The sequence below is a fragment of the Micromonospora sp. NPDC049891 genome (assembly GCF_040660295.1).
Classification (GTDB): domain Bacteria; phylum Actinomycetota; class Actinomycetes; order Mycobacteriales; family Micromonosporaceae; genus Micromonospora.
This window is the reverse complement of the sequence record NZ_JBFAML010000003.1, coordinates 223841-236068: the sequence shown is the minus strand read 5'-3', so window position 1 is coordinate 236068 and position 12228 is coordinate 223841. Positions and strand designations below refer to the sequence as shown.

12 protein-coding genes and 2 tRNA genes are annotated in these 12228 nt (G+C 72.4%); 10 read left to right on the top strand and 4 right to left on the bottom strand.

All coding sequences use genetic code 11. From position 1 onward, the window contains the following. Positions 1–10: 10 nt before the first annotated feature. From AB0I71_RS06500 to AB0I71_RS06490, 3 genes are all read left to right on the top strand, one after another. Positions 11–84 (top strand) — tRNA-Ile (locus tag AB0I71_RS06500). 44 nt (positions 85–128) lie between these two features. Continuing rightward, positions 129–257, top strand: a complete 129-nt coding sequence (locus tag AB0I71_RS06495) for a DLW-39 family protein (protein ID WP_210936323.1) — start codon at positions 129–131, stop codon at positions 255–257. A 37-nt stretch (positions 258–294) separates the two neighbouring features. Continuing rightward, positions 295–370: transfer RNA gene (locus tag AB0I71_RS06490), tRNA-Ala, on the top strand. A gap of 193 nt (positions 371–563) precedes the next feature. Here AB0I71_RS06490 and AB0I71_RS06485 read toward each other — a convergent pair. Next, a complete protein-coding gene (locus AB0I71_RS06485; RefSeq protein WP_357582211.1) occupies positions 564–878 on the bottom strand; it encodes a hypothetical protein in 315 nt (104 codons plus the stop codon). Between the two features lie 251 nt (positions 879–1129). Between AB0I71_RS06485 and AB0I71_RS06480 the strand changes: the two genes are divergently transcribed. Next, positions 1130–2092, top strand: coding sequence for an L-threonylcarbamoyladenylate synthase (locus tag AB0I71_RS06480; protein ID WP_357582358.1), 963 nt, complete (start codon positions 1130–1132; stop codon positions 2090–2092). A gap of 154 nt (positions 2093–2246) precedes the next feature. On the opposite strand, the gene AB0I71_RS06475 is transcribed toward AB0I71_RS06480, so the two are convergent. Continuing rightward, positions 2247–6767: a cation-translocating P-type ATPase gene (locus AB0I71_RS06475; protein WP_357582210.1), complete on the bottom strand. Its 4521-nt coding sequence runs from the start codon at positions 6765–6767 to the stop codon at positions 2247–2249. Between the two features lie 153 nt (positions 6768–6920). Here AB0I71_RS06475 and AB0I71_RS06470 point away from each other — a divergent pair, with 153 nt between their 5' ends. The 6 genes from AB0I71_RS06470 to AB0I71_RS06445 all read left to right on the top strand — a co-directional run bounded on the left by AB0I71_RS06470 (position 6921) and on the right by AB0I71_RS06445 (position 11051). Then, positions 6921–7181 (top strand): hypothetical protein, encoded by a 261-nt coding sequence (locus tag AB0I71_RS06470; protein ID WP_204023033.1) that lies wholly within the window; start codon positions 6921–6923, stop codon positions 7179–7181. 55 nt (positions 7182–7236) lie between these two features. Next, positions 7237–8616, top strand: coding sequence for an MFS transporter (locus AB0I71_RS06465; RefSeq protein WP_357582209.1), 1380 nt, complete (start codon positions 7237–7239; stop codon positions 8614–8616). 49 nt (positions 8617–8665) lie between these two features. Then, positions 8666–9340, top strand: a complete 675-nt coding sequence (locus tag AB0I71_RS06460; RefSeq protein WP_357582208.1) for a GAP family protein — start codon at positions 8666–8668, stop codon at positions 9338–9340. 66 nt (positions 9341–9406) lie between these two features. After that, complete coding sequence (locus AB0I71_RS06455; protein ID WP_357582207.1) at positions 9407–10186, top strand: NAD(P)H-binding protein; 780 nt, start codon at positions 9407–9409, stop codon at positions 10184–10186. A gap of 37 nt (positions 10187–10223) precedes the next feature. Next, complete coding sequence (locus AB0I71_RS06450; protein WP_357582206.1) at positions 10224–10421, top strand: hypothetical protein; 198 nt, start codon at positions 10224–10226, stop codon at positions 10419–10421. An 81-nt stretch (positions 10422–10502) separates the two neighbouring features. Then, positions 10503–11051, top strand: a complete 549-nt coding sequence (locus tag AB0I71_RS06445; RefSeq protein WP_357582357.1) for a YbaK/EbsC family protein — start codon at positions 10503–10505, stop codon at positions 11049–11051. Positions 11052–11110: 59 nt separating this feature from the next. Here AB0I71_RS06445 and AB0I71_RS06440 read toward each other — a convergent pair whose 3' ends face one another. Together AB0I71_RS06440 and AB0I71_RS06435 are read right to left on the bottom strand one after the other, a co-directional pair. Beyond that, the gene (locus AB0I71_RS06440; RefSeq protein ID WP_357582205.1) at positions 11111–11746 is read right to left on the bottom strand and encodes a DsbA family oxidoreductase; all 636 of its coding nucleotides are present in this window, start codon (positions 11744–11746) and stop codon (positions 11111–11113) included. 51 nt (positions 11747–11797) lie between these two features. After that, the gene (locus AB0I71_RS06435; protein WP_357582204.1) at positions 11798–12226 is read right to left on the bottom strand and encodes a SufE family protein; all 429 of its coding nucleotides are present in this window, start codon (positions 12224–12226) and stop codon (positions 11798–11800) included. Between the last annotated feature and the right edge of the window lie 2 nt (positions 12227–12228).

The following is a 12228-nucleotide window of genomic DNA, read 5'->3' as shown; positions in this document are numbered from 1 at the left end:
GTCGCTACGCGGGGCTATAGCTCAGTCGGTTAGAGCGCAGAGCTGATAACTCTGAGGTCGCTGGTTCGATTCCAGCTAGCCCCACCGCACATGGTCCGACGGCACGTCGAGCGTAAGGGGCAGCCCCGATGTTCAAGAAGCTGTTGATCCTGGTCGGTGTCGTCGGCGTGGCCGCGGTGGTGGCCAAGAAGGTCAAGGAAGCCAACGACGAGCGCGCTCTCTGGCACGAGGCGACCACCTCGCCGGACCTGCGCTGACAGCGTTCGCTCCGACCGGTGGCGGTAGCGCCGCGACGGGGCCCTAGCTCAACTGGCAGAGCACTGCCTTTGCAAGGCAGGGGTTAGGGGTTCGAGTCCCCTGGGCTCCACCAGCACTTTCCTTGGACGATCTTCGTCCGAGTACAGCCGTCCGTACCGCCAAGCCAACTGACGAAGGCGGTCCGAGATCGGCGGCGGGCGGCACGTCGAGCAGGTCAGCGGCACTTGGTGGTCGCGCCCGTGACGGCGGCGGTTCGGAGAACGGTTCGCCGAGTCAACCGGCAATTCATGATCTTACCTTCCGCGTCATCGAAGCAGAATGACGCAGAACGGCACCAGGGACGCAGCCATGCAGGCAGGCCAGTAGCGGGATCCCGAGACGGCCACCCGGCTGCGTGCCCACACGTTTACCAGGCCCCAGATCGAGGCGAAGCCGCCGAACGTCACGGCGGCCAAGAGCCACCAGATCAGCATCCCATCGTTCTCGGTCGGTTCCGGCCGCGTCCATCCGAGGGCGGCCAGGGGCCCGTTGGACAGCGCGTACCAGATCAGGAACAACGGCACGACGGCCAGGACCCCCAGGAGAAGATTCACACTGACCGCTACAAGGAGTCTTCGCATGTGCCCGACTTTCGTCATCGATGCCCGCTACGCGCCACGGGAGAGCCTGTTGTAATTCTCGAAGACGTTGTAGAGCCGGTCAGCTCGCGTCCGTACCGCAGCCGCGGCACGATTCCAGGAATTGAACCGTCTGCACTGCCGGATTCTGGCATTTGGCGCCGGTCCTCGGGCACCGCGCCGCCGGGGGAGCGTGGTCCGGCCGACCAGCGGCAGGTTAGCGTCGGAGCGTGAGCATCGGAACTCCCCGCGTCCTGCCTGCCGACGGTGACCTCGGCGAGGCGGCCGCCGTGCTGCGTACGGGTGGGTTGGTGGCCTTTCCGACGGAGACCGTCTACGGGCTTGGCGCGAACGCGTTGGACGCGCGGGCGGCGGCCCGGATCTTCGAGGCCAAGCAACGGCCCAGCTTCGATCCGCTGATCACCCATCTCGCCGACGCGGCGGACCTGGAACCGCTTGTGGGTCCGGTGTCGCCGGCCGTGGCGGCGCTGGCGGCCCGGTTCTGGCCGGGGCCGCTGACCCTCATCGTGGACCGACCCGACGAGATCCCGCCGATTGTCACCTCCGGGCTGGACAGCATGGCGGTGCGGGTGCCGGACCACGAGCACGCTCGGCGGTTGATCGCCGCTGCCGGTGTTCCGGTGGCGGCGCCGAGCGCGAACCGGTTCGGTCAGCTCAGTCCCACCCGTGCCGAGCACGTGGTGCGCGGGCTGGGTGCGGCAGTGGACGTGGTGCTCGACGGTGGGCCGAGCCGGTGTGGGATCGAGTCGACGATCGTGGACGCCCGGGGCGACCATCCGGTGGTGTTGCGACTCGGTGCGTTGCCGGTCGAGGAACTGGAGAAGGTGACCGGCCCGGCGACGGTGCGGCCGGGTAGCTCGGGGCAGCCGGTCGCGCCGGGCGCGTTGGCCGCGCACTACGCGCCGCGTACGCCGCTGCGGTTGGTGTCCGGTGCGGAGCTGGCGGGTGCCGGCGGTGCGGATCGTGGGTATCTGGCGTTCCGGGACCGGCCGGCGGGAGGCTGGGCGGCGGTGGAGGTGCTCTCCGCTTCCGGTGATCTGACCGAGGCGGCGGCCCGCCTCTTCGACGCGCTGCATCGACTGGACGCCGTCGGGGTGGCCGAGATCGTCGCGGAGCCGGTACCGGACACGGGTGTGGGCCGGGCCGTGAACGACCGGCTGCGCCGCGCCGCCGCCACCTGGGATCCCGCCGCCTGATGCCGGACGGGCCGCTGCGGCGGTGCCGATGACGGCGCCGGCCGATCAGGTGCGGGGGACGCCTCTGCAACGGGTCGCCGGCGTGGGTCAGGTACGGCGGCCGGCTGGGCGGGGTGTGACATACCGGTGCCGCGAGTAACAGCCCGGGCAACGGTTAGCCATGGTGTGCAGGGTCGCGTGGTCGGTCTGGGCTTGGGCCGGCCGAGCCCGCGCCGGCCCGCTCGTCGTCGGCCCGGCCACGTCCGGCCTGCTCACCGCCGGCCTGCTCCCCGCCGGTGTGTTCGCCTTCGACCGGTTCGCCGGCGGCCTGCGGGAGCCGCGCGACGATCCGGGTGAGGGCGCCGTTGGCGAGGGTGGCCCCGAGTGCGGATCCGGTGGCGACGGTCCAGCCGACAGGTCCCAGTGGGGTGCAGCCGAAGAACTGACTCAGCCCGGGGGTCTGCACCACCGCGGCGAGCACGCCGAAGGACGCGGCGGTGGAGGCGAGCACGGTCGGGCTGGTGCCGCCGGCCAGCACGGTCTGGCCGAGTTGCGTACCGACCAGGGAGACGAGCGCGACGGTGCCGGCGCGTCGCCGGGTGCCGGTGTAGCGGGCCAGCGTCCAGCCGGTGGTCGCACCGAGGGTGGTGGCGGCGGCGCGCAGGCCGATCTCCTTGGTCATGGTCTGGCCGAGGGAGCTGTCCGGGCCCTCGCGGAGCAGTCCGTCGGCGTGGTCGCCGCCGGGTGGCCGTACGGCGATGGCCAGCGCGGGTGCCAGGTCGGTGAGCAGGTTGACCAGCAGCAGTTGGCGTCCGTTGAGCGCGGCCCGGCCGGTGGCGGCGGCGGTCAGCACGCTGAACGCGATCTCACCGAGGTTGCCGCCGACGAGGATGCTGAGCGCGTGGCGTACCGAGGACCACATCGCTCGGCCTTCGACGAGGGTGGCGATTATGGTTTCCAGCCGGTCGTCGGTGACCACCAGGTCGGCTGCGGCGCGGGCCGCCGGGGTGCCCCGTTGGCCGAGGGCGATGCCGACGTCGGCCAGCCGGATGGCGGGTGCGTCGTTGGCGCCGTCGCCGGTCATCGCCACGGTACGCCCGCACTTCTGCAGCGCCTGGATGATGCGGACCTTGTGCGCGGGAGTGCAGCGGGCCACCACGTCGGTGCCGGCCAGCCGCTCGGCGAGGGCGGTGTCGTCGAGTTGGTCGAGTTCGGTGGCGGTGACCACCCGTTGTGCGTCTCCGTCGCTGATGGTGGCGGCGATCGCTTCGGCGGTTGCCGGGTGGTCCCCGGTGATCATGATGGTGTGCACGCCTGCCTGACGGATCCGGCGGACGGCTGGCGCGGCGCTGGCGCGTACCCCGTCGGCGATCGCCAGGAAGCCGGTGAAGACCAGACCGCGTACGCCCTCGTCGGTGATGTCCGGGTCGGCGACTGTGCATTCGGCGACGGCGAGGATCCGGTGGCCGGCGCCGGCCCGTTCGCCGAGCAGCCGGTGCAGTTCGGCCCGCCCCGCGTCGTCGAGCGGCTCGTCGCGTCCGGCGACGCGGTTCGCGGCGCAGCGGGGCAGTACCGCCTCCGGTGCGCCCTTGACACTCAGCAGCAACCCACCGTCGGTCTCGCCGACGGTGGCGTGGTACCCGCGCGACGGTTCGAACGGCAGACCACCGGCGGCCCGCCAACCGGGCGCCCCGTCCTGTTCGGTGACACCGGCGGCGCGGGCGCCCCGCAGCACCGCCCGGTCGGTCTGCATGGAAAGTTCCTCGGGGTCGTCGGCCGCCGGGGTGGCGCGCAACGCCGCCGCCAGGGTGCGTCGCAGCCGGCCGTCGAGTTGCTCAAGCGGGGCGTACGAGTCGGCGTCGCCCACTCCGGTCAGCATCAGATGGCCCTCGGTGAGGGTGCCGGTCTTGTCGAAGCAGAGCACGTCGACGCGGCCCAGAGCCTCGATGGTGCGCGGGTTGCGGACCAGTGCGCCGTGTTCGGCGAGCCGCCGGGCGGCAGCCAGCTGGGCGGCACTGACCAGGAACGGCAGTCCCTCGGGCACCGAGGCGACGGCCAGGTTCGCGGCGGTCGCGGCCGTCTGGGCCAGGGGTACGCCACGCAGCAGCCCGGCGCCGGCCACCGCGACCGCCGACCCGACGGCCAGCGGGATCGCGGTGCGGGTCAGTTTGCCCAGGCGGGCTTCGACTCCGCTGACCGGTGGTGCCTGCCCGGCCAGGGCGAGACTGCGGCCGGCCTCGGTGTCGGTGCCGGTGGCCACGACCACGGCGTCGCCACGGCCGGCGGCGATGCTTGTCCCCTCGTAGACCATGGAGGAGCGTTCGGCCACGGCGGCGGCGACCACCGGCTGGTCGGTCTTGGTGACCGGCAGCGACTCACCGGTGAGGGAGGACTCGTCGGCCTCCAGTCCGACGGATTTCAACACCCGGCAGTCGGCCGGTACGGCGTCGCCGGATTCGAGCACGATCACGTCGCCGGGGACGAGGTCGTCGGCGGGTACCACCCGTTCGACCCCGTCGCGGCGGACCCGGGCGGTCACCGCCGAGCGGGACAGCAACTCTGCGAGCGACTTCTCGGTGTTGCGCTGGTGTACCGCTCCGACCAGCGCGGACGCTCCGACGACCCCGCCGACCAGGGCGGCGTCGACGAGCGAGCCGAAGCTGGCGGAGAGCACCGCCCCGGCGGCGAGCACCGGGGTGAGCGGGTTGGCGAGTTCGTCGACGAAGGCGCGGAGCAGGCCGCCCGGGCCAGCCGTCTCACCTGGGCGGTTGGCCTGTCGTCGCTGGGCTTCGGCCTCGGTCAACCCGTCGTGGTCCGTGCCGAGCTGGTCGATGACAGTGGTCACCGGCATCAGGTGCCAGGCGGTGATCGCGGGTGTGGGTGCGGTGGTCCCTTCGGTGAGCCGACCGGCCCGCCACACGCCGTGGGCGAAGGCCAGCGCGGCGGCACCGTTCACCGAGGCGAGCGTACGGCCGGGCAGCAGGGCCGGGTCGGCGGTGAAGGCACCGAGTGCGCCGAGGCCGGTGCCGGCGAGTCCGATGCGCAGGTTCTGCGCGGTCATCCGTCGGGCCACCCCGGCCGCTTCGATGATCAGGGCGACGACCCGCAGGTCGGTGCCGACCAGCAGGTGTGCCCCCCATGGTGGGGGGTCGTCCGGGTCGGCGAGGCCCAGTCCGCAGTCCGCCGCGGCGAGCGCGGACCGGTCGCCGGAGACGAGCATCACCACCGCGCCCTCACGTTGCAGGGTACGTACCGACTCGGTGAGGTGGTCGTCGCCGGGTACCAGCGCGTCGGCGGTGGCGTGCCGTTCCGGGTCGCCGCCGGCCACGACGAGTCGTAGGCCGGCCTGCCGGGCGACGGTCGGCAGGGCTTCGACGCCGGGTGCCGGCTCCGGTTCGACCCGCAGCACGGCGGAGAGGGCGTCGGCCTGGGCCAGGCCGAGCAGGGTGCCGCCGCGTTCGCGTAGCCGCCGGCTGTCGTCGGTGTCGCCGGGGTCCCGCGCGTCGAGGCGGTCCAGCGGGCCGAGCCGCCAGCCGTCGAGGTGACGTACGTCGTTCGGCGCGGTCGGTTCGAAGAGGGTGAACGCCTGGGCGGCCACCTGGGAGGTGTCGACGCCGGGCAGCGGGGCCAGGTCGGCCAGGACACCCCGGTCGGAGCCGAGGACCCGGGCGTCCAGCACCAGCGTGTCGATGCGGTCGAGTTCGCGGAGCACGCTGCGGTCCATCGCGATGACGCCGCGTCGGGCGAGAATTCGGCCGAGCTGGGCCGCGTACCCCTCTCGTCCGCTGCCCGGTGCCTTGGGTAGCGCGGACAGGCCGAGGGCGGCGGCCCGTTTCGGGCCGACCACTGGCGTCGCGGCGGCGAAGGCGGCCGCGCCGCCGGTGAGCATCCGGTTGATGTACCGCTCGACGGAGCCGTCGGGTTTCGGGCAGGGTCGTTCGTTCGCGGGTGTCCGGGCGACGGCGCGATCGGGTTCGCCGGTGAGCCGGGGTTCGGCCTTCTCCCAGGCTCGCAACTGGGCCAGCCCTTCTCCCCACTGGACGATCCGCTGTGCGCCGTCGAGCACTATCCCCGTCCATCCGCCGGTGAGGCCCTGCACCACCGCCTCGGCGAGCGGGAAGAGCAGGTCGGCGCGGGGGTCGCGGCGTAGTCCGAGACCGGCGAGGGCGTGCAGCTTCGGGTGCAGGTCGATGGCGCTGAGCAGTCCGGAGACCTCACCGGGGACCGGCGTGACGGGCAGGATCCGGGTGGCCGCGGAGATGGTCAGGCCGAGCGCGTCGGAGGCGAGGGCGCCGAGGGTACGTGGGGTGCGTGGTCCTTCCTCGGGTGGGTGCGGCGGCGGGATCTCCGGATCGGGTTCGTGCGGGCAGGTGCGTTCCACCCGGGCGATGGTGGCGACCAGTTCGCGTACCTTGGGTCCCGGTGTGTCGACGGCGACGACCACCCGTCCGGAGGGCGCGTTGACCCGCGCCCAGTTCACTCCCGGCATCCTTTCCAAGGCCGTCTCGACCTGGCGGGCGAGGGTGTCGCCGCCGTCCTGGCAGACGCCGTGGACCTCGATGTGGTGCCGGCCGGGGCGGGACCACACCCGCCGGCTGGTCAGCCCGGCCGCGCGGGCGAGCCGGGTGGCGGCGGCACCGACGCTGCGGGAGGCGGCGCCCACAACCGGAGGTACTCCGACGGCGCCAAACCGCATTTCGCCTCCTACCGTTCGTGCCCGGCGGCCTGGCTTCCCGGCCGGACGTCCCTTATGCCCGTCGGAGCTGGGGAAAGTTTCCTGCTCGGGCGGGCATGGACGGCGGCGGTGGAGGAATCCGGGGTGGGCGTCATCGGTACGGGGGGAGGCGAGATGAGTGCGCTGACACGACAGCTCAGTGGAACCCGGGAGTCGTTGCAGATGTTCACCCGCCGGGTGAATGTGCCCTGGCTGGGGGAGGTGGCCGTGCCGCCGCCGGACAAGCTCACGTACTACGCCGGCATCGGGGTACTGACCGCGCTCCAGGTGATCGAGTGGCCCTTGGCGCTGGTGATCACGGCCGGGCACCTGCTGGCCGACCAGCACCTGTCCGGGCTGGCAAAAGGACTAGGTGAGGCACTGGAATCCGCCTGAGGGTAAGCGGCGTCACCCTTGACTTGAAGATGGGTTGAGGTCCGAGGCTTGCCCCATGCTGATCGCCCCGTCTCCGGTACGCGCCGAGTCGCTCTTCTCCCCTCGGCTGCGGGCGATGACGGTGGGCAGCGTGGCGCTCGTCTCGTTGCTGGCCTTCGAGGCGCTGGCGGTGGGTACCGCCATGCCCACGGTCGCCCGGGCACTTGACGGTCTGGCGTTGTACGGGATCGCTTTCGGTGGCCCGTTCGCGGCCGGCGTGGTGGCGATGGTGCTCTCCGGCATCTGGTGTGACGCCCGGGGCCCACGTGCGCCGATGTGGTCCGGTCTCGTCGGGTTCGTCGCGGGGCTGCTGCTGGCCGGTGCCGCCACCGCCATGTCGACGCTCGTGGTCGGTCGGATCGTGCAGGGCTTCGGCTCGGGGCTGCTGTCGGTGGCGCTGTACGTGATCGTCGGCCAGGCGTACCCGGAGCGGCTGCATCGCCGGATCTTCGCCGCGTTCGCTGCGGCGTGGGTGGTCCCGTCGCTGGTCGGGCCGGTGGTGGCGGGGTTGGTCGTGGAGCACGTCGGCTGGCGGTGGGTCTTCCTGGCGGTGCCGGTGGTGGCGGTGCCGGCGGTCCTGTTGATCCATCCGGGCTTGCGGTCGATCGGCGCGACCAACCCGACGCGCCGCTCCGTCGGGGCGCTGGCGCGGATCGGTTGGGCCGGTGGGGCGGGGGTGAGCGCCGCACTGCTGCACATCGGGGGTCAGCAGCGCGGCGCCGCCGCCGTGACCCTGGTCGGGTTGGCCCTGGTCGGCCTGCTGATCAGCGTTCCGCGACTGCTGCCGGCCGGGTTCCTGCGGGCTGGTCGCGGCCTGCCCACCGTGGTCGGGCTGCGCGGGTTGGCCTCGGCCGCGTTCGTGGGTGCCGAGGTGGTGATCCCGTTGATGCTGTCCCGTGAGCGGGGGTTCTCGCCGACGGCGGCGGGGCTGGTGTTGACCACCGGCGCGCTCTCCTGGTCGCTCGGCTCCTGGTTGCAGGGGCGGATCCGGGCACCCCGGTCCCGGGGCACCCTGCCGAGGGCCGGCCTCACCTGCATCACGGTCGGTACCGCTGTGGTGGGTGGCTGGGTGGTCCCGGCGGTGCCGGTGTGGGTGGGGATTCTCGGCTGGGCGGTCGCCGGCCTCGGCATGGGCCTGCTGTATCCGTCGCTGTCGGCGCTCACCCTGGAGCTGTCGGCTCCAGGCGAACAGGGGCGCAACAGCTCGTCCCTGCAACTGTGCGACTCGCTCGCGGCGGCGACGGTGCTGGCACTCACCGGGGCGGTACTCGCCGCCGGGGTGGCACCCGGGCGGTTCGACTACGGGGTGACCCTCGCCGTGGCGGCTGGGCTGGCGCTGGTCGGGGCCCTGCTCGCCGGTCGGGTCGTGCCCGTGCCGCGTTCGGCGCCGGCCTGACCGGGCCGGCCGCCTCCTGATCCGGGTCGGGTGGCGGGGGATTGCCGAAGTGGCCGTGCGTGGTCGGGGCAGCCGGCAGGATGAGCTGGCGATGACCTTCCTGACGCTGTTGCCGCTGGCCGTGGTGATGGTCGCCGGAACCCAACTGGTGGCGGCGGTCTTCTTCGCCTCGTCCGACCGGCCACGGGCCGCCTCGCTGGGCTACCTGGCGGGCGCGGCGCTTGTCGTGTTCGGTGGTACGACCCTGGCCTGGCTGGCGGTCCACCTGTTCAAGATCAATTTCACGGGTCCGGGTCGGGGCACCGTCGAACGGTGGCTCGACTGGTTCGTCCTGGCGCTGCTCGCGGTGCTGGCGGTGGTCGTGTTCCTGCGCCGGCACTCGGGACCGCCGCGTTGGATGGGCCAACTCCAACACGCCAGCCCCGGGTACGCGCTGAAGGTGGGCCTGCTGCTGTTTCTGGCCATGCCCTCCGACGACCTGACCATGGCCACCGTCGGGGCCAGCGCCGCACGCCACGACCTGCCGTGGTGGCATCTGCTGCCCTTCACGCTGCTCACCCTGGCCCTGCTCGCCCTTCCGTTGCTGGCCCTGCTGCTGCTCGGCCGCCGGGCGGCGGCGGTGCTACCGCGGATCCGGGACTGGGCGAACAGCAACTCCTGGCTGGTCAGTGAGGCGGTCATCGGGCTCTTCGTGGTGATCACCGTGCTCGACCTGGTCAAGTGAGCCCGCTCACAGCTGGTCACGCGGGGGACGGTCCGATCCGTCGAGCGGGCGACGAGGGAGGTTGACATGCGCGTACTTGTCACCGGAGCGGGCGGCACGCTGGGCCGGGAAGTGCTGCCCAGGCTGGTCGACGCGGGGTTCGAGGTGCGGGCCACCAGCCGCCGGCCGCGTACCGGATCGGGGGTCCGGTGGGTGGTGGCGGACCTGGCCACCGGCGAAGGGCTCGCCTCGGCGGTGGCCGGCGTGGACGCGGTGCTGCACCTGGCGTCCTCGCCGACCCGGCGAACCCACCAGATCGACGTGCTCGGCACCCGTCGCCTGGTCAACGCCGCGGCTGACGCCGGGGTGCAGCACCTGGTGTACGTCTCGATCGTCGGCGTGGACCGAGTGCCCTACTCCTACTACCGGCACAAACTCGCCGCCGAGCAGGTCATCGCCAACGGGGAAGTGCCGTGGACGGTGCTGCGGGCCACCCAGTTCTTCCCGTTCATCGACCATCTGCTGCAGATGTCCAGCAGGTTCGGTCCGGTGATCGGTGACCGGGCGGTGCTGGCCCAGCCGGTCGACCCGGGCGAGGTGGCCGACAAGCTGATCGAGCTGCTCCAGGCCGGGGCACGCGGCGGCATCGTGGAGTACGGCGGCCCCGAGACGCAGCGCTTCGACGAGGCGGTACGGGCCTGGCGGCAGGCGCGCGGCTCCCGCCGTCCACTGCTCCCGATCCGGTTCCCCGGTCGACTCGGCCGGGAACTGCGATCCGGTGGCCTGGTCACCGACGCCCGACCGGCGGGCCGGCGGACCTGGGCCGACTACCTGTCGGACACGTACGGGCGAACGCCGGTCCGATGACACCTGCTCGGGTTCACGTTCGCCCTACCGTCGAGCCATGCTCACGTTCGTCGTCACCAGCCTTCTGTACGTCTGCGGGTTCGTCTTCCTCTACGGGGTGATCCGGCTCGCGGTGCGGCACGCCCTGGAGGACATCGAGGTGCGCCGCGTCCAGGCCGCCCGGGCGGAGGAGATGGCCGCCTCCCGCGACCGGGCGATGCTGGAGCGGCACGGCTTCCTGACAAACGGAGGCTGACGGTCGGTCACGAGCGTCAGCCGGTCCTGATGCCGGTCCCTGCCCGCGTCGCCGACGCCGGATGCGACGATCACAGGCGTGATGGGAACGCTGAAGACCGAGCCCGCTCGCACCCGTACCGACCTGTTGGCTCCGCCGGTCGCCGCCGCGCTAGCCCAGTGGCCGGCCGACTCCCCGGTGGACGTCGACACGGTGCTTGTCGCGCCGATCGACGCCGACCTCGCCGACACCGCGGCGTTCTGCGCCGCGTACGACGTCGGGTTGGACGAGTCGGCCAACTGTGTGGTCGTGGCCGGTAAGCGCGAGGGGGTGACCCGGTACGCGGCCTGCCTGGTGCTGGCCACCACCCGGGCCGACGTGAACGGGGTGGCCCGCCGGGCGCTTGACGTACGCAAGGCGAGTTTCGCGCCGATGGCCGACGCGGTCGAGTTGACAGGCATGGAGTACGGCGGGATCACACCGATCGGGCTGCCGTTGCAGTGGCCGATCCTGGTCGACGCGCGGGTGGTGGCCATGCCGTACGTGGTGATCGGGTCGGGCGTACGGCACAGCAAGATCGCGCTGCCGGGCGCGGCGGTTGCCGCACTGCCCGGCGCGCGGGTGGTGGAAGACCTGGCCCGGCCGGCCTGACCGTCGACCGTGATCGATGTCGTTGCACGTGAAACATCAACGACGTCGATGGCCGGGCGTCAGTGTGCGGCGGCCTCGCGCTGCTCGACCTCGGTGAGGGCGGCGAGCAGGGTGGCCGGTTCCTGCGCCCCGGTCACCGCGTACCTGCCGGCGAGTACGAAGGTGGGCACGCTCGTCACCCCGAGCTGTCGGGCGGCGGCCAGCTCGGCCGTCAGCTCCGCCACCCCTTCGTCGGAGTCGAGGAAGCGGCGGGCGTCGTCGCCGTCCAGCCCGACAGCGGCGGCCACCCCGGCCAGCGCCTCCCGGGAGCCGATGTCGACGCCGTCGGTGAAGTGCGCCCGGTGCAGGGCCTCGACCAGCTCACCATCGCGGTCCTGGCGGCCGGCCCAGTTGGTCAGCCGGTGCGCGTCGAAGGTGTTGGCGGCGATCGCCCGGTCGTAACGCAGGTCCAGACCGACGCTCGCGCCCACCTCGACGACCCGGGCGACCATCTGCCGGGCCTGCTCCTGGCCACCGAACTTCTCGGCCAGCACGTCGAGCGTCGGGCGCGGCGACGGAACGGGTGACGGGTCCAGCTGGAAGGGCCGGTGCCGGACGATCACCTTGCCGTCGTAGGACGCGAGCGCCTGCGCGAATCGCCTGCGGCCGATCCAGCACCAGGGGCAGACCACGTCGGCGTAGATGTCGATCTCCATGACCGGAGACAACCCGCTGACCGGCAGGTCTGTTCCCGACTGCCGCCCAGGTCACCCCGTCTGCTCGCGGACCTGCCGCTTGAGTCGGGCGAGGATGGCGGTGCCGCCACGCACCCGCAGTGGGCTGATCGCCTGGGCCAGGCCCATCCGTTGGTACAGGTCGTCCGGGACGGCGAGGACCTGCTCCGGAGTGGCGCCGGCCAACCCTTCGGCGAGGATGCCGGCGAACGCCCGGGTGGTGGGTGCCTCCGGCGGGCAGTCGAACAGCGTCTCGACGGTGCCCTCGGACGTCACCTCGGCACGCAGGAAGAACGGGGTCTGACACTCCACGACCTGTTCCATGCCCTCGTGGCCGGGGTGCCCGGCGGGCAGCGGCGGCACGGCGTCGGAGTACTCCAGCAGCATCTCCAGCACCACGTCACGCGGCGCGGCGGCGAACTCGTCGACGATCTCGGCCAGCTTGCTCGGCATCTCGGGCATTC